Annotated in this window: 11 protein-coding genes; 6 read left to right on the top strand and 5 right to left on the bottom strand. The window is 56.1% G+C overall.

The window, feature by feature from the left end; genetic code table 11:
• A partial coding sequence (locus USF70_RS16155; protein ID WP_320735805.1) for a DEAD/DEAH box helicase occupies nucleotides 1-2,014 on the top strand: 2,014 nt, incomplete at its 5' end.
• Between the two features lie 342 nt (nucleotides 2,015-2,356).
• On the opposite strand, the gene USF70_RS16150 is transcribed toward USF70_RS16155, so the two are convergent.
• On the bottom strand, nucleotides 2,357-2,920 hold the full coding sequence (locus USF70_RS16150) for a phage polarity suppression protein (protein ID WP_320735804.1): 564 nt from the start codon (nucleotides 2,918-2,920) through the stop codon (nucleotides 2,357-2,359).
• 28 nt (nucleotides 2,921-2,948) lie between these two features.
• Nucleotides 2,949-3,167 carry an ogr/Delta-like zinc finger family protein gene (locus USF70_RS16145; protein ID WP_214539100.1) on the bottom strand — a complete coding sequence of 73 codons (219 nt, stop codon included), beginning with the start codon at nucleotides 3,165-3,167 and terminating at the stop codon, nucleotides 2,949-2,951.
• Nucleotides 3,168-3,453: 286 nt separating this feature from the next.
• On the opposite strand from USF70_RS16145, the gene USF70_RS16140 reads away from it, so the two are divergent.
• The 4 genes from USF70_RS16140 to USF70_RS16125 all read left to right on the top strand — a co-directional run bounded on the left by USF70_RS16140 (nucleotide 3,454) and on the right by USF70_RS16125 (nucleotide 6,228).
• Nucleotides 3,454-4,176, top strand: coding sequence for a hypothetical protein (locus tag USF70_RS16140; protein ID WP_049015074.1), 723 nt, complete (start codon nucleotides 3,454-3,456; stop codon nucleotides 4,174-4,176).
• Between the two features lie 2 nt (nucleotides 4,177-4,178).
• Entirely contained in the window at nucleotides 4,179-4,646 is a 468-nt protein-coding gene (locus USF70_RS16135) for a hypothetical protein (protein WP_214539102.1), read from the top strand.
• Between the two features lie 493 nt (nucleotides 4,647-5,139).
• On the top strand, nucleotides 5,140-5,496 hold the full coding sequence (locus USF70_RS16130) for a hypothetical protein (protein WP_029740047.1): 357 nt from the start codon (nucleotides 5,140-5,142) through the stop codon (nucleotides 5,494-5,496).
• Between the two features lie 174 nt (nucleotides 5,497-5,670).
• A complete protein-coding gene (locus USF70_RS16125) occupies nucleotides 5,671-6,228 on the top strand; it encodes a YceI family protein (RefSeq protein ID WP_033146331.1) in 558 nt (185 codons plus the stop codon).
• Here USF70_RS16125 and USF70_RS16120 read toward each other — a convergent pair.
• Genes USF70_RS16120 through USF70_RS16110 form a run of 3 tightly spaced genes read right to left on the bottom strand, consistent with a single transcriptional unit; the run spans nucleotide 6,220 to nucleotide 8,073 of the window.
• The gene (locus USF70_RS16120; protein WP_320735803.1) at nucleotides 6,220-7,011 is read right to left on the bottom strand and encodes a hypothetical protein; all 792 of its coding nucleotides are present in this window, start codon (nucleotides 7,009-7,011) and stop codon (nucleotides 6,220-6,222) included. The two genes, USF70_RS16125 and USF70_RS16120, sit on opposite strands and share 9 nt — an antisense overlap.
• Nucleotides 7,008-7,538, bottom strand: a complete 531-nt coding sequence (locus USF70_RS16115; protein ID WP_087823324.1) for a sigma-70 family RNA polymerase sigma factor — start codon at nucleotides 7,536-7,538, stop codon at nucleotides 7,008-7,010. The genes USF70_RS16120 and USF70_RS16115 overlap by 4 nt, the downstream gene beginning before the upstream one ends.
• Nucleotides 7,539-7,545: 7 nt before the next feature.
• A complete protein-coding gene (locus USF70_RS16110; protein ID WP_167818920.1) occupies nucleotides 7,546-8,073 on the bottom strand; it encodes a tetratricopeptide repeat protein in 528 nt (175 codons plus the stop codon).
• 761 nt (nucleotides 8,074-8,834) lie between these two features.
• Here USF70_RS16110 and USF70_RS16105 point away from each other — a divergent pair.
• Nucleotides 8,835-18,890: a BapA/Bap/LapF family large adhesin gene (locus USF70_RS16105; RefSeq protein ID WP_320735802.1), complete on the top strand. Its 10,056-nt coding sequence runs from the start codon at nucleotides 8,835-8,837 to the stop codon at nucleotides 18,888-18,890.
• Nucleotides 18,891-18,968 lie beyond the last annotated feature (78 nt).

Genomic DNA, 18,968 nt, shown 5'->3' with positions numbered 1-18,968 from the left:
CCCCCCCCCCCCCCCCCCCCCCCCCCCCCCCCTTTGTTTTAACACCCCCAACACTACATACTCGATACTGATCGGTCTCGGGGGCTCGGAGATGTGGTATAAGAGACAGCATGACAGGTTAGTTTATGATCTGTTCAAAGTTGATGTAGGATTAGCTAACCCTATTACACTACATCGAGAGCAATCATTAATTTTAAAAAGACTATTGAACGGAGAAAACCTAGCAATTAGTGCCCCTACAAGCTTCGGGAAAAGCTTTATCATTGATGCTTTCATATCATTAAAAAAACCTAATAATGTATTAATAATTGTACCAACGATATCACTCACTGATGAAACCCGCAGAAGATTGCACAGAAAGTTTTCCGCAGAGTATAAAATAATTACTACTGCTGATGTGGAGCCCTCTGAAAAAAACATTTTTGTATTCCCTCAAGAGAGAGCTATTAGTTATCTTGAAAAAATTGAATGTTTAGACCTTTTCATTATTGATGAATTTTATAAAGCTAGTGAAAAGCATGATAGAGATAGAGCACCAGCCTTGATTAAGGCAATGATGAAATTTACTAAGATTGCTAAACAGCGATATTATCTAGCACCAAATATTAGCGAAATTACAAACAATCCATTCACTAAAGGAATGGAGTTTGTAAAAATAGACTTTAATACTGTTTTTTTGGAAAAACATGATCTTTCTAAGGAAATCAAAGAAGATGACACTAAAAAATCTAAAGCACTATTAGAGATTCTTTCAAATACTGACGGAAAGACTTTAATATATGCTGGCACATATAAAAACATCGAAAAAATAACAAACCTTGTTTTAAGAACACAACCAGATCATGAACCGTATCTTTTGAAAGAGTTTTCAAATTGGTTAAAGATTAATTATGCCCAAAACTGGAAATTAGCAAAGCTACTCGAGAAAGGGATGGGTATACATAATGGTCGATTACATCGTTCAATTAGTCAGTTACAAATAAAACTATTTGAAGAAAAATATGGAATTAAAAACATTGTTTCCACATCTTCCATTGTGGAAGGCGTAAATACATCAGCTGAAAATGTTGTAATTTGGCAATGTAAAAATGGTAGTAGTAACCTCAAGGACTTTACGTACAAGAATATTATTGGCCGAAGCGGCCGGATGTTCAAACACTTTATTGGTAAAGTTTATTTATTATCAACACCTCCTCAAGAAGAAAACAACGAACTGGATTTAACCATTCCTGAATCTCTTGTTGGTGGAATTGACGAGATTGAATATAAAAATGATTTAACGCCTGAGCAAATCTCAGCCATCATTGCGTACAAAGAAGAAATGAGTTCTATTTTAGGGCATGAGACCTTTAACAAGCTTTTAAAAGAAGGGGCATTCAAATCAAGCGATTACTTACTTATAAGAGACATAGCTCTTGATATAGCAAGCAAACCACATGAATGGGCAAACATTGCATATCTCAATTCAAATACCCCCGATGAATGGGAGTACTACTTATATAAAATAATAAATCTACAACCTGCCGGATGGGGTGGTAGATACTCTAAATTCGTTTCATATATTAAGGTCGCAAGTTTAAACTGGAAACATCCGATTCCAAAAATATTAGAAACTCTATCTAATGACGGAATAACAATCGATGATTTTTTTGAGTTTGAGAAGAATTTAACATTTAAATTAACCTCACTATTAAATGATGTTAACGTTTTATTATCTGAATTACTACCAAATAAAAACACTGACATATCTCCATTTATATTTAAAACGTCAAATGCGTTTCTCCCTCCAGTTGTTTATCAGTTAGAAGAATACGGCCTACCTCGCATGCTCTCGAAAAAAATATCGATTGCTTATAAAATAAATTTCGAAAGTGAATCTTTAACTTTGCATAACATTATTGATCATTTAAAGGCTATAGAATCACTTATAGGATTGTCAGCATCAATAGATGCAAGCCCTATGGAGGAGTATATCTTGAATAATTTCCTTGAAGGTGTGACATATAACCGATAATGAAATGACGCAATGAAATTAACACCTCCTAATATTAGGATTAGCCTGAGAAGTAAATTGCGTACTAAAAGCATACCTAATCTAGTCTGAACAGAAGTGTGTGCTTGCGTCATACCCTTTTTAAATTTTACATCTGCAATTTCGCGCGCAATGCTCTCCCCGCCACGCCTGCCCGTTTAAGGGGGCGCTTTTAATGCAGGTGCATGACCGGCCTCAGGGCGCGCCAGTGCTGGCGCTGGCGGGGAATTCAGTGTCGGTAAAACGCATGCAAAACCATGCACCTTATGCATGCATGGCTTTTATACTTAAAAATGGCGGGATTTTCGGGGATTTTTAAGCGGACTACTGCACGGCCAGTTCTGCACGACGGCGGGTATAATTCAGGTTCTGTGCAGGTGTGAATTTTTCACGACTATCATCGCGCGAAGCCGCGTCAGGCCTGAATCCGATGGCCGTTAAAATGTCATTATCCTGCGCCTGATAATTAATTTTTTCACCGGCGACCAGCCAGAGCTGTAGCGCCTCCCTCAGATAGTCGAGTGAGTGCTGCATGGCGCAGCGCTGAACGGCGGGATGTTGCCCGGAATAATTCATCAGCTCAGGGGCTAGAGCGGCGGCCAGCTCCGCGCCGTGTGCCTGCATAAAATCATTTAGTCGGTCGCGGATGCTGATGCGCTGCACCTCCTCATGCGAGCGGATATAACGCCCGGCAACCTGATTTATTTCCCACTTTTTCACGTCGATAATCTCGCGCCGCGTTTGCAGGCTCCGGCCACTGTGGCCACTGCCGGCAAGCTGTTCGCGGTATGCCTTTTCGGCCTGCGTCAGTTCTTCCCCGCGTTGCAGCCAGGCGGATTTGTTTGCCTGACAGGCCTCAAAGGCTTTCTGTAGCGTCAGTGTGGTCACGTATGTTTCTCCTGATGACTGGCCGCGCTCACGCACCGGCACGGTTAACGGTGGCCGCCGGTGCGGGTATAGAGATGGCCGGCTCTGTCACCGGTGAACGAATCACCTCGTCGATGGATTCAAGCGTGCGGAACGTGGCCGAGCATTCGATGTTCATACACTGGTGATAGCGCTGTTTGACATTATCGGACAGATACAGGCTGGTGCGGGAATGCGCGCTAGTTTTGCAGAACGGACAGTGAAACATGCCTATGCCCCACCTTATGAAAGTCATTTTGAATCAGTTTTTTGAAAAGAACTTAAAACCAACTGACTACCAAGGTGCGCTGAACCAGCAAAGTAATCCCTACTAACAACAATCTCCATTCTTTTAAAGCTGCAAATCGTTCAAGCGAAAAGTCCCTAACATCATCACTATCTCATTGAAATATAATCAAAAGCAAAATTAATAAACATTAAAAAGACCTTTTACCGATAATGTGCTAGAAATTTATTCAACGCATCTCAGAGCCAATGACAGGAACAATGAGAATATGGATACGACGTTGCTGAGCGCATTAGATACCGATGGACGCGATAAATTCGAAAGCGCTATGAATGCCTTACAAGGCGATGTTTCCGCTGCAGCGGCGAGGTTGTCGGTCGACCCCCGCTTACGCCTTGAGTACTCAAAAAGAATCAAAGAAATGTCCGCAGACTTACGCGCAAAGGCCAATGCTGGAGTGATCTCTTGGGACAAAGCGGCACGAGAGGCTCAGGAAACGAGAAATTTGATCATGGAGATGGTGCGCTCTCGCAGCACTCCCCTGGGACGGGCAATGGCCGAACGGATAAAAAGCGAAGGTAAGACGCTTAATGAGTTGGTAGCAAAAAAAGCGAAAGCTTTATTCGGCCCGCAGGCAAATTTTAACAGTCTTTCGGAAGTACAAAAAAATCAGATATATGCAAGTATCGTTGAATCCGCAGGCAAGTCTAACCCACAAGTAAACATGAAAATGATGCAACTCTCGCGCATTGGAAGAGGGCTGATTGTTCTTTCGATTGCGATTTCTGTTTACGAAATTTATACCGCTGATGATAAGGTTTCAGAATCAGGCAGGCAAATAGCGATTAATGGTGCAGGTATTGCCGGTGCTGCCGCTGGTGGCGCAATGGCGGGATTAATGTGTGGGCCAGGCGCACCTGTTTGCGTGCTCATCGGTGGCTTCGTCGGCGGCGCTCTTGCTGCATGGGAAATGGGACGTTTGTGGAATTGATTATGCAACAGGTTAATTCAATATCTCTGGTTAAGCTTCGCGAAGCTACCGATGTAACCCAGGCTCAATCTGACGTTGTGCTCAATGGTAAAAGCAGCGGCATTATTGTGCCGGGACAAGTGCTTGAAGCAGCGGTCCAGGTTAACGAGCAGCGTTATATCCTGTTTCTGACGGATGACATTATTTTCGAGGAATCCCTGACGATTGCCCTTATTGACGTTCATGAAGGGCTTAAAGAAATTGTTCGTTTGGGAAATGAGTACTCGACAGGGAGTTTTGCGGATCTCCAGGTCTCTGACGATAGCGTGGATTTCAGGTTTATTGGGGATTATATCTGGACACTGAAAGTATCAGATTCACCTCGCCTGCGGCTTCCTTTTGCTTCCGATCCAAAAGGTGTTAAACGGGAGTCTGGTCTGAAAAAGTACATAACGATCTCTGCCACACCGGCGTCGGAAAACGTAAGCTGAAGTCATTATTTAACAGAATGAAAAAGCTTTCTGCTGAGCGGGATAAATGCACCTGAGAATTATGCAGACTCGGATAGCCAACCAGAATCTCCATCGGTAATAACCCTATTCATCAGATGAAACCTGAAAGCCCACACGGTATAACCCCTGCGGGTTTTTTAGTACCATCACCCTAAGTTCCCTTTACCTTTGACAAACATCAACCCCTTCCCCCTTCTCCTGTGCAAAATTACCCACACCACCCAGCGCTACGGAATAGCCGCTCAACCCGGAAGGAACCCACCATGTACAGACCCATAACCGTTATTATCTTCATTCTCCTGACTCTCGCTGCCCTTGCTGAAATAGGCTTTTTATCCTTTGGATAATCCTCAGGCGAAATATCCCTCAGCAGGGCACATTGATCTCATTACAGTTTTTTCCTAAAGCCATCCCGTTTCGCCTGTGCCATGCTGAATCACGCTCATAACCGATAACGTTAAATGAGGATATTATGAAAAAAACAATTATCGCATTATCTGCCGTTCTGCTGGCTTCCCCAGTATTTGCTGCGACCACACATGCAACTGACGATACCGTCGCTGCGGCGAACGCAAATGCCAACGAGGCGAAGCAAAAACTGCACGAAGAGCAGAACAAAGGTGAAGAGCTGAAGCTGAAGCAAAAACATGCTGCGGAAGGTAAAAGCGAAAGCCTGGGCAGCAAGGTCAGCGAAGATTCCCAGAAAGCCTGGCATAAAACCAAACAAGGCACCGAGAAAGGGTGGGATGCCACCAAAGAAGGCGCTGAGAAAGGCTGGAACAAAACCAAAGAAGGTGCCAGCGAGCTGGAAAAGAAAGTCACTGAGTAATCCCTTTGAAAGGCCGCTTGCGCGGCCTTTTTTATTCTCCGCAGCTCTGCGTTCTCAAGGCTACACTTGTCACCAGGTCCGGTTATCGCGCTCCGGTTGAAATAACGTCAACAAAGCCGAATAGATCCCGGGGGTGACGCGTTTACTCCCTGCCCCCCTAAAAGAGATCCTGAGATGCTGCGACGCCTGGTGATAGTGCTTGTTTTGGTTTGTCCGTGGGCGATGGCTGCCCCGAAGAGCTACATAATTGACGCCAATAACACCGCCATTCGGCTGTCGTGGCATGCCTTCGGCGGCATCCTCTCCTGGGCGACGTTCAGTGGCGTGACGGGCGCCGTGACGCTCAACCCGGAAAACGACGTCGACGACCATATTCACGTCACCATTCCCGTAGCGACTCTCGTAGCCTCAAACAAGCTGCTCACCTGGCAGCTGAAAAGCGATATGTTTTTTGAATCCGAGCGTTATCCAACTATCGAGTTCATCAGCTCTCGCGTGGTCGCCCAGGGCGACGGGCGGTTCAGGGTGTTCGGCACGCTGACCGTACGAAACATCGCCCGCCCGGTGATCCTGGAGGCTGTCGTGAAAGACCCGCACGCGCAGGCCCTCACGCTGGATGCCACGACGGCGATCTCGCGCGCGGCCTACGGGATGGATAAGTTTGCGCTGGTCGTGGACGATCGTATTGCCATCGCTATTGCCATTCAGACGAACGACGTGCCGTCATCCTGAGATGAGGCGCTGTAGCTGCTCCGCGTTTCCCCGCAGGTGAGACGGCGGGTTGCGGCCAATCAGGACAAACTGGTAGCCCGCCTCCTGCCACCACGCCAGGTTCATGCCGTGCCGCTGCTCCTGGCGCAGAGAGGCCATAGTCTTCTCATCTACAGGAGAGATACAGAGCGCCATCGGACCGTAGTCAGCATTGATCCAGGCAATCTGCGCGATCGAGGTGGTTTCATAGCGCAGCATTCGCACCATTTTCAGCTCTGCCCCCTGCAGGACAAGCTGCGACATGTGCAGCTTGATGCCGATGTCCTGCGAGGCTCGTTCCAGCCCGCGCTGCAGGACCGGCGTTGCGCTGTCCATATCCAGCAGCGTCTCAACGCTGTACAGGGACATATATTGCGCTTCGAGGTCGCGAATATGAGCGTTCTCATCCGCTGGCGCGGAAGCGGGCCGCAGCAGGTAGCCCAGCCCGGATCCGACCATCAAAAAGCTGGCCGACGCGGCGATCAGCGCCCGCCTGCTGACGCCAGCCGGCGTGGAGGATTGTGGATCGGGAAGTGCCGCCAGACGCGCCTGCATTGCCTCAAGTGGCGCCTCATCCAGCAGGGGGGCAAACGCCCCGGCGAAATCCTGGCTGCTTTTCATCAGTTCGTTAGTTCGCCCGGAGAGGCGTTCGTCACTTTTCAACTGTTCTTCAAATTGCTGCGCGTCGACGCGACACATCTCGCCATCTATCCATGCCACGATAGCGTCGTCGTTATAGGGCGGTGCAAAACGGTGCGAGTTCAAGAGCGTTTCTCCTTTGCCGGAGGCAGTGCGTCAGCGGATCTGGCAAGCCGAGCCCGCGCCGTCGCCAGCCGGCTCATCACGGTACCGACAGGCACCGCCAGAGTGTCCGCCGCCTCCTGGTAGGTAAAGCCTTCGACATAAACCAAAAATACTGCGTTGCGCTGGGCTTCAGGCAGCGCGTTGACGCGCTGCATCACCTTCAGATAATGCAGACGCGTCTCATCCTGTTCGCGGGTATCCGGCGCCAGAAGCTCGTCGCTGGCCACAAATCCCTGCCCCTGACGCACGTGTCGTGCCCGAAGCTCAGAGATCCAGATGGAGTGCAGTATCGCGAACAGCCACCTGTCGATGCGCGTGCCCGGCGTATACTGGCTGCTCCTTTCAAGCGCACGCACGCAGGTGGACTGAACCAGCTCTTCGGCGATATCCCTGTTTCGCGACAGCACCAGCCCATAGCGCCAGAGACGCGGCAGGTGTGCGGCTAACTGTTGACGAACCTCACTGGTAGCGATGTGTTTTCCCTCCACGAGAAAATCAGGATTCCGGATGCCCGTTGATGGCGGCCTGCAGGTCACGGTACTCCTCGCAGGACTGGCCACAAATACCGGCAATCACCTTCAGCTGTTCTTTCGCGAGGTCAGGACGTCCTTTTACCATCCACGCTTCACCGAGGTATTCCCGGGCTTTGGCATAATCCGGTGCAATAGCCAGCGCGCGCTGGTAGTAACCAATCCCTTCGTCCGTGCGGCCAAGCTTGCGCGTGGCGAACCCGCGATAGTTCCACGCTTCAGCCGTATTGCCATTTTTCAGCGAATCAAGCAGGTTCAGCGCCGCCTGATACTCGCCTTTCTTCGCGAGATGGTACGCGTAGTTGGTTTTGTCCTGGTCGCTGAGGCTGCTGCTCTTGTCCGGCACGCATTTCTGGGTGACGCTGTCATACACCTGTCCGGAAGGACAATCGGGCGTTTTGCTCTCGGTACTATTATTGCCCATTGCCAGCGCCAGGGGGGACAGCAGGGAAAAAATCAGCACCGGGATCAAACGAAACGAGGTCGTGTTCATATAAAGCTCCAGGGTAAGAAGGGAGTGACGTCAGTAAACGCCCGACTGACGATTTTTATTCATTCTCCCCGTGAATTTTTTGCTGTCGCAAAATCATGCTGACGTCGTAGCCCCAATGGAAATAAATCAGGTTATTTCACCCTTTACTTAACGCTATTATTTTCGCGTGATAGCAGAGTTTTAAGCCTGCATAAGAATATATTTTATTGTGTGGGTGACATAATATATCTTATATCAAAAACGTTACCCTAACTTAAATGCATATTAAGCGCGCTTAAACAATAACGTTTTACATTATATTAAAAATGTTCCCTACCAATTATCATACTGCGTAAATCATATTCAGAATCAACGCCACAGGTTAAAACTAAAATCATATAAAACAAAAGGTTGAGCCAAGTAAATTATTAACCACCCCAATACATTAATGCCCTCTTCATTGTTTTTGCACTTATTTACGAAAGCTTAATTTGCACAACCTTCGTTTTCTGTCTATATCATTTTTATATTCTAAAAAATAATTCCTCTATTAATTACAGGGTTTTACAAGACACAAAACACCCATAAAAACTGTTCTCTTTTATAAGTCATTAGATTCGCTCTGATGTTGCCACTCTGAATTCTGGCGGGCATCGTGCGCGCTAAAAACAACGGTCAGTGCTGCGTAATAACAGCGACTGCGCCGGGGGCGCCCTTTACCTTCTGCAGAGTTGGCTCGTCTTGCTCGCCGTTCATGACACATCTGCTGGAGTAATGCCTAAATGAGCCAAATCTCTGTTATATCGAAACTTACTGGCGTGGAAACGACCACGGAAGGCACACAGGTTACCCTGAGCCATTCCTCTATCGTTGAGCTTAATGTCGAGCGAGCGAGCGTCTCCCACTTCGCGCGAAACGGTAACGATCTGCTGGTTACGCTGCACTCCGGCGAGGTGATCACCCTTAAAAACTTCTACGTCACGGACGCGCAGGGCGTGAGCCAGCTGGTACTGCAGGACAGCAACGGCGCATTATGGTGGATTGAAGATCCGACCGGAGCCGCCACGTACGAATCTATCGCGTCCACGGACGTGCTGCTTGCGGCCTCCGGGAGCGACGCCGGTGGTGCCGCCATCTGGCCATGGGCACTGGGCGGCATTGCCGCAGCGGGCGGCATCGCGGCGGCGGCAAGCACCGGCGGCGGTGATAGTGGCGGCAGTAACAATTCGGCCAATGCGGATACGACAGCGCCGAACGCGCCTTCCGGCCTTAAGTTCTCTTCAGATGGCAAAACCGTCACCGGTACCGCAGAACCCGGCAGTACCATCACGCTGAAAGACGCGAACGGCAACGTCATTGGCACAGGAAAAACGGGCAGCGACGGCAGCTTTACCGTCTCTCTCGGCACACCGTTGACCAACGGCGAGCAGGTGACCGCCACCGCCACGGATAACGCCGGGAATACCAGCCCGGGCACAACGCTCAACGCGCCGGACACCACCGCGCCCGATGCGCCAGCAATCACCAGCGTAACGGACGATGTCGCCCCGCAGACGGGAGCAGTCAGCAACGGCGGCAGCACCAACGATCAGCGCCCGCAGCTTACCGGCACCGGCGAAGCGGGCTCGACCGTGACGATTTATGACGGCGGAGTCGCCATTGGTACGGCGGTCGTCGCCAGCAACGGCACCTGGACCTTTACCCCGTCGGTTGACCTGAGCGAAAGCACTCACCAGATTACCGTGCGGGCAACCGACGCCGCCGGCAACACCGGGCCAGCCTCGCCGGTGTTTACCCTGACGGAGGATCTTACTCCGCCGGACGCGCCGAGCGCGATTGTGTTGACCGACGATACGGGCCTTATCAAGGGAACCATCACGTCTGTCGCGCCAACCGATGCTTCACTGCCCATCCTCGCGGGAACCGGCGAGCCCGGCGGAACCATCACCATCTACGATAACGGCGTGGTGGTTGGCACAACGACGGTGTTGCCCAACGGCACCTGGAGCGTCACGCCGAACGGCCCGCTCCCGGACGGGACACACTCCATAACCGTCACTGAAACCGATGCCGCCGGAAACCTGAGCGCGACCTCAGAGCCCGTCATTTTCACCGTGGACACCACGCCGCCGTCTGCCCCAGGTAATCTCGAGGTTTCGAATGATGGCGGCACCATCAGCGGCATCGCGGAAGCTGGCAGCACGGTGACCATCCGTGAAGGTAATGTCACCCTTGGCACTGTTGTTGCCGACAGCGAAGGGAACTTTAGCCTGACGCTGACCCCGCCGAAGCTCAACGGCGAAATCCTGACCGCTGACGCCACCGACACGGCGGGCAACACGGGGCCCGCAACCTCCGCGGCGTCACCGGATATTACCCCACCGCAGACGCCAATTATCGTGTCGGTGATGGATGACGTGCAGGCCACCACCGGCCCCGTGGGCCAGAACGGCCTCACCAACGACCGGGCCCCGACCGTGAACGGGACGGGCGAAGCGGGATCGACCATCACGATTTATAACGGCAGCGATGTCCTCGGTACGACGGTTGTTCCCTCCTCCGGCCTGTGGAGCTTTACGCCGCCCGCACCGCTGACCGATGGCACCTGGGTGCTGACCGCGAAGGCGACGGATCCCGCCGGTAACCCAAGCGGGTTATCAGACCCGTGGACAATTAACGTCGACGGCACGGCACCTGGCGCCCCGGTGATTTCACAAGTTGTGGACGATGTTCCCGGTCGCACCGGCTCGCTCGACATTAATGAGACCACTAACGACGCCACCCCGACGCTCAGCGGTACCGCCGAAGCAAACGCGACGGTCACCGTGCGCGTGGACGGTGTTGCTATTGGTACGACCGTCGCCAATGGTCTTGGCGTATGGATCTTTACGCCTTCCTCGCCTATCGCCGAGGGCCCCCACGCCCTGACCGCCGTCGCGACCGATGCGGCAGGTAACATCAGCGGCGTCTCCAACACCTGGACTCTGACGATTGACAGCGTCGCGCCTGCCGCCCCGGTCATTACCCAGGTGCTGGATGATGTGCCGGAGCGCCTCGGCGCGCTCAACCCCAACGACAGCACCAACGACACCACGCCGACGCTTAACGGCACGGCTGAACCTGGCTCAAGCGTCACCATCCGCCTGGATGGCACCGATCTTTTCACGGTCCTGGTCGACGACAACGGCACGTGGACCTATACCCTCACCACGCCTCTTGGCAGCGGGCCTCATACCTTTACCGTTGTTGCCACCGATGCGGCGGGTAACACCAGCCAGCCGTCAGGTGGCTTCACCCTGACCGTCGATACCACGCCGCCAGCGGCAGCCACCATCGCCACCGTGACCGATGAAGTCGGCGGCGTTCAGGGCACGCTCAGCAGCGGCGATACCACGGATGACACCACACCGCTGCTGCAGGGCACCGCCCCGGCTGACGCGGTGATCACCGTTTATGACGGCGCCACCCTGCTCGGTACCGCCACCCTCGACGGCAGCGGTGGCTGGAGCTTTACGCCCGTTACCCCGCTCACCGACGGCCCGCATTCGCTGACGGTTCACGCCACGGATGCCGCAGGCAATACGACCATCTCCAGCCCGTTTGTATTGACGGTGGATACCGTCGCGCCTGCCACGCCGGACGTCCCGGCCATCACCGTCAATCCTGACGGAACAGCAACAACGCTAAACCCGGGCGAAACCACCCGCGACACCACGCCAACCCTGAGCGGTACCGGCACGGCGGGCGATACCGTGACGATCTACAACAACGGCGCCAAAATCGGCGACGCTGTCGTGGACAGTACCGGCAGCTGGTCGTGGACGCCATCACCACCACTGTCCGGCGGTACCTATGACATCACCCTGACCGTCACCAACGTGGACGGCACGGGCAACGAAAGCGCCCCGTCGCAGCCGGTAACCATCACCATTGATACCGAAGCGCCGGCTACGCCTGCGGCACCTACCGTCACCGACAGCGTCACCCAGATCACCGGCCCCGTACCCGATGGCGGAACCACCAACGATCCGCGCCCGGTCCTGAGCGGCACCGGCACGCCGAACGACGTCATCAACATCACTGACACCGTCAACGGCATATCGACCGTCGTGGGCACCGTCACGGTAGACAGCAGCGGCAACTGGAGCTGGCGCCCTGGCAGCGACATTGCCGAGGGCAGCCACGCCTATACCGCCACCGCCACCGATGAAGCGGGCAACGTCTCTGACCCGTCGCCAGCGATTACGATCGTCGTGGATACCCTGGCGCCGGATACGCCGGTGATTAGTGCAGTGGGCGGTGAGCCTAACGGTGGCTACATCACGGATACCACACCGACCGTGGGCGGAACCGGCGTCAACGGTGAGACGGTGATCGTCTACAACAACGGCGTCGAAGTGGGCCGTGTCGTGGTGGCTAACGGGGAATGGAACCTGACGCTTCCAACGCAAACGGACGGTCCGCTCAACATTACCGTGGCGGGCGTGGACGCAGCGGGTAACGTCAGCGCGCCGAGTTCGGTCTTTACCGTTACCCTCGATACCGTTGCGCCTGAGATCCCCGTCATTAGCGCCGTAGCTGACAGCCAGCTGTCTAATAACGTGCTCTACACGAAGGACGGCACGCCAACCCTTACCGGGACAGGTGAACCCGGTACCACCGTTATCGTTTCCGTAGACGGCACGCCATCTACGGTGCTGGTGACGGTCCAGCCGGGCGGCACCTGGAGCTGGACTGCCGACACGACGCTTTTGGATGGCCCGCATACCTTCACCGTCTCTTCCAGCGATCCAGCGGGTAACTCCTCCGGTGATTCAGCACCGCTGAGCGTGACGGTAGATACCGTCGCCCCGGCAGATCCGGGCAACATGCTGCTGGCTGATGAAGGAACACCGCTGACCGGTACCGGTGACGTGGGAAGCATCATTACCGTGACAAACGGTTCCACGGTCATTGGTACCGGCGTTGTCGGCAGCGACGGCAGTTTCTCCATTGCGCTGAGCCCGGCGCAGCTGGATCCGACCACGCTGACCGTGACCGCTACGGATGCCGCAGGGAATGCCAGCGCGGGCGTGCCTTTTGTCGTCGTCGATTCACCGCTCGACCTGCCGCAGGTGCCCGTCATCACGGCGATCGTCGATGACGCGGATCCGATCACTGGCGATGTGAAAGGCAAAACCACTAATGACACCACGCCAACGCTTACCGGTACGGCCGAAGCGGGCAGCCTGATTACCATCTATCAGGACGGTAGCGCGACGCCATTGACGACGGTGACCGCCGACGGCAGCGGCAACTGGAGCTATACGCCAGCCGCGCTTGGCGAAGGGCTGCACACCTTTGAGGTGACGGCGACCCTCAACGGCCAGACCAGCGGCCGCTCTCCGGCGGCCAGCGTCACCGTCGACCTCACCGCACCGGGCACGCCAGCTATCGGCGCGGTGATTGACGACGTCGGTCCGGGCACCGGACCGCTGACCAGCGGCCAGACCACCAACGACAACCAGCCGACCCTCACCGGCACCGGCGCGGTCGGCGATACCATCTCCATCTACAACAACGGCGTGCTGCTGGGGACCGCGGAGGTCGGCAATACGGGCACCTGGAGCTACACCACGCCCGTCCTGACAGAAGGCAACCATATCCTGACCATCCGCGAGACCGATCCGGCGGGGAATCAGAGCGGTCCTTCGGCGGGCTTCACCGTCGTGGTGGACTCCGTTTCCGCCACGCCGGTCATCACCAACGTCACGGATAACGTCGGTAACGCCGCCACCACGGTGGTCAGCGGCACCGAGACGAACGATGCCACGCCAACCCTTTCGGGGACAGCGGACGCAAACAGCGTGGTGACCATTTTCGACGGCGGTACCCAGATTGCCGTGGTAACGGCTGACGGCACCGGCGCGTGGACGTTTACTCCTGACACCGCGCTCAGCGAAGGCTCGCACAGCTTCACCGTCCGGGCGACCGATCCGCTGGGCAACGTCAGCGCGGTCTCAGCTCCCTGGAGCGTGGTGGTTGACCTGACGGCACCGACGGTTCCGACGCTGGATAATGTGAGCGACAACGTCCCTGGCGGCGTCCAGGGTAACCTCACCAGCGGCCAGGTGACCAACGACAGCACCCCGACCATCAGCGGCACCGGGCAGGCGGGCAGCACGATTCACATCATGAATAACGGCACGCAGATTGGCACGACGATCGTTGACGGCAGCGGGAACTGGTCCTTTACGCCGACCGCGCCGCTGGGCGACGGCAGCTACTCCCTGCGCGCGTATGCAACGGATACCGCAGGCAACGCCTCGGCTAACTCATCGGTCTTCGCCTTTACCATTGATACCGCAGCCCCCGGCGTACCGGTGGTGACCAGCGTGATTGACGACGTCGGTCCGGTCACCGGGGCGCTCACGTCGGGTAACAGCACCAACGACGCGCGCCCAACCTTCAACGGTACGGGCGAGGTGGGTTCTACCGTGCACGTGATCGTTGATGGCAACGAAATTGGCACTGCGGTGGTGAATGCCCAGGGCAGCTGGACCTTCACCCCGGGTACCGATCTGGGCGAAGGTCCACACGCCATCACCTTCAACGCCACCGACGTGGCTGGCAATACCGGCAGCACGACGACACCGTTTAACCTGACGGTGGATACGGGCGTGCCGTCGGCGCCGGTCATTTCGACCGCGGGTGACAACGCGGGCAGCATTCAAACTCCGCTCACTTCCGGGCAGAGCACCGACGACACCACGCCGACGCTAAACGGCACCGCGACCGCCAACGCCACGGTCACCGTGTATGAGAACGGGCAGCCGGTCGGCACCGTTCAGGCGGACGGTACCGGCGCATGGAGCTTTACGCCGTCAACGCCGCTGACCAACGGCAGCCATACCTGGACCGCCACGGTCACCGATGCAGCGGGCAACGTCAGCCTGAACTCGCCGGACTTTACCCTGATTGTGGATACCACCGCACCGAACGCGCCGGTTATCAGCCAGGCGATAGACGACGTGGGCACCATCACCGGCCCGCTTACGTCCGGGCAAACAACCGACGATACGGTACCGCGCCTTGTCGGAACCAGCGAACCGTTTGCCACCGTGAAGATCTATGAGGGAACTACCCTTGTCGGAACGGGCACCGCGGATGGCAACGGAAGCTGGAGTATCTTGCTCAACACCACGCTGACCGCTGGCGCGCACAGCTTCACCGCGCAGGCGACGGATGCGGCAGGCAACACCAGCGTGTCGTCCACCAGCTTTAGCCTCACCGTCGACACCACGCCACCTGCGCTGCCGGTGCTGACCAGCATTCTGGATGACGTGGGCAATGCGGCGACGCCGGTGGCGAACGGCGGGTTCACCAACGACGCGCAGCCAACCCTCAGCGGTACGGCGGAAGCCGGGTCGACGGTGAAAATATTCGATAACGGCGTACAAATCGGCAGCGTGACGGCGACCGGCGGGGCGTGGAGCTTTACGTCATCCCCGGCGCTGGGCAACGGTCCGCACAATTTAACCTTTACCGCCACCGATGCGGTGGGCAACGCGAGCGCGCCTACCGCCGGGTATGTGATTAACGTCGATACCCTCGCGCCGGGCGCACCGGCCATCATTTCAGTGATTGATGACGTCGGCAGCGTTACCGGCCCGGTGACCGGTACGAATCCGACCAACGACACGCGCCCAACGCTGAGCGGAACAGCCGAAGCGAATGCCACGGTGCGAATCTACGATGGCATCACGCTGGTGGGCACGGTGACCGCCGACGGCAGCGGCAACTGGACCCTGCCGCAAACCACCACGCTGGCGCAAGGCACGCATAACTTCACCGCCACGGCCACCGATGCGGCGGGCAACACCAGCGTGGCGTCAGCCGTGACGACGATTATCGTCGATACGACCGCTCCAACGGCGCCGACCGGGACCTTCAACGCCGACGGTAGCGTCCTGACCGGGACTGCGGAAGCAGGCAGCACCGTCGCGATCCGCCTTGCGGACGGCTCGACGGTGACCGCCATTGCGGGCAGCAACGGCACCTACACCTACACCTTCATTAACAAACAGACCGAAGGCCAGACGCTGCAGATCACCGCCACCGACGCCGCGGGCAACACCTCGCTGCCGGGCTCCGCCCTTGCGCCGGTGGTGCCGCTCTCCGCCAGCAATAACGTCGAAGAGCTGAACCTCAGCACCACGGCAACCGTGACCAACAGCCAGTACAGCGATTACGGCTTCCTGCTGGTTGGCGCCGTGGGCAACGTCCTGACGCTGCTGGGCAATGATACGGCCCAGGTCAACTTCACGGTGGGCAGCGGCGGCAGCGCGGATATCGTGGTGAACGCCAACGCCACGGGTGCGGTGCTCTCTCTGCTCAACACCCTTGAGCTGGTGGTTCAGCATTACGTCAACGGCGCCTGGACCACCGTGGTGGATACCGGCCAACCGCAGTTTGCCGATCTCCTGACCCTCGGCGCAACCGGCGTATCGCTGAACCTGACCGGGCTGGCCGACGGCAACTATCGCGTGCTCAGCTACAACACCAACCTGCTGGCGACCGGCTCCTACACCAGCCTCGACGTGGCGGTGAAAGAGACCGGTCCGGGTACGGTCACGGGCGATACCAGCCTCAACGGCAACGTGATCCTCGATACGGACCCGACAGCCGGCAGCGACAACGCGCCGGCCGGAACCACCGTTTCCGCAGTCACTAACGCCCAGGGCGTCACCACCAGCGTGAACGCCGACGGCACGGTGATCCAGGGCAAATACGGTACGCTGACCATCAACCGCGACGGCAGCTACACCTACAACCTGACCGACACCAGCGCCGCGGTCGTTGGCCGGACGGAGAACTTCACCTACACCATCACCCATAACGGCGTCAGCGCGTCGGCGCAGCTGGTGTTGTCTCTGGGTGCCGGTACGGTAATCAACGGCATTGTGGCGGTGGACGATACGGCCTCGCTGACCTTTGACACCACCGTGAGCGAGATTAATAACGGCGCCTCGTCTCAGAACGGTTTTACCCTGGTGGGCATTAATCTCGGCAGCACGCTGGGGCTTAACCTGCTGGACGACATGACCAACCCGATTATCTACAACGTGGAGGAAGGCACGACCCGCACCATGACCATCCAGGCCTCCGTGGGCGGCGTGGCGCTGGCGTCGGTGTTCGATCTGTACGTCTATAAGTTCAACAACGCCACCCAGACCTTCGAGCAGGTTCGCGTCGAGTCGGGCTGGCTGCGCGCCCCGCTGCTGGGGGGCACGTCATCCCAGCTGACGCTGAATCTGCCGGCCGGGGAGTACCTGTTCTTACTCAATACCGCATCGGGGATCGCCGTCCTGACGGGCTACACGCTGAGCGTCCTGCAGGATCATGTCTACAGCGTGGCGAGTATCAGCGAAACCACCACGGGCGACGTGCTGGCGAATGACCCAGTTCCGGCGGGCACGTTGGTCACCGAAGTGAACGGCGTGGCGGTCAACAGCAGTGGAACCACCACCATTCAGGGGGAATACGGCACGCTGACCATCAATTCGTCCGGACAGTACACCTACACCCTGAGAAGCGGCGTGGGGGCGGACCATATCAGCACGCCGGATACCTTCGTCTACACCGTTACCGCGCCTGACGGCTCGAAGGATACGGCATCGCTCAACATCACCCCAACCCCCCGGGCGATGGATGCGGTGAACGATGTCAGCGCCACGATGGACCTCACCTCGGTGCACCACACGTCGGCATACTCGGATACGACCGTGGGCACCGCCAGCTGGACGACGGCCCTGCTCTCGTCAACCCAGGGCTCCGGCAGCGGAACCTTCGTGGTCGACGCGAACACCGCGCTGCACAACGTGTCGCTCCACTTTAACGTGGCCTCGCTGCTGGCGCTGGGCGGGCTGACGGTAAACTGGTCCATCAGCGACGGCTCGGGCGTGATCCGCAGCGGCTCCTTCAGCGGCGGCTCACTGCTGGGCGGCAGTATCGACATCCCGCTCACCGGGCTGGATCTGAACGCCGGGACCTATACGCTGAACTTTACCGGTAGCGTACCGGGGCTGAGCGTGGGGAACATTACCATTACGCCAAGCGTGAACGGCACCACCTACTCGCTGAGTGATTTCGACGTCACCGGCAGCCACACCGTCAACGGCAATATCTTTGACGGTACCGATTCTGGCGGCGTGCTGGATCAGCTCCACTCGGTGGATACCCGTCTGAGCGTGACCGGATACAACGGCGTGACCACCACGCTGGATCCGTACACCGGCAGCGCAACGGTGAACATCACCGGCCATTACGGCGTCCTGGCGATCGGCGCTGACGGCCATTACACCTATACCCTCAACAGCGGGGTATCGCTCTCTTCCATGACGTCGAAGGAGACCTTCAACTACACCCTGACCGACTCTACCGGGAGAACGGACAGCGCCACGCTGACCATCAATATGGCGCCGCAGTTCATCAGTTCAGAACATAACGACGCCATCACCGGTACGGCCTACGGCGATACGCTGATTTACCAGGTGCTGAACAGTACGGTGGGGAATGCCACGGCGGGTAACGTCAGCAGCACCGCGGGCGATCACTGGACTGGCTTCTCGCTGGCGCAGGGGGACAAAATCGACATCGGCGATCTGCTGGTGGGCTGGAACGGTAGCGCCGCGACGCTGGGGAATTATCTCCATGTCACTAATAGTAATGGCAATACCGTGATCTCCATCGACCGTGACGGTGCGGGAGGCACCTACACTAATACCACGCTCGTTACGCTTGATGGCGTTCAGACCACCTACGACGAGCTTGTTAACCAGCAACACATCATTACCTGATAGCACCTGCAAGAGATGACCCGGGCGCACAGCGCCCGGGCATAAATAATAAAGCCGTATTTTTTTAATAGGGACATG

The sequence above is a fragment of the Enterobacter sp. 237C8 genome (assembly GCF_034106865.1).
In the GTDB taxonomy this organism is placed as follows: Bacteria; Pseudomonadota; Gammaproteobacteria; order Enterobacterales; family Enterobacteriaceae; genus Enterobacter; species Enterobacter asburiae_B.
This window is presented reverse-complemented; position numbering and strand designations above follow the sequence as displayed.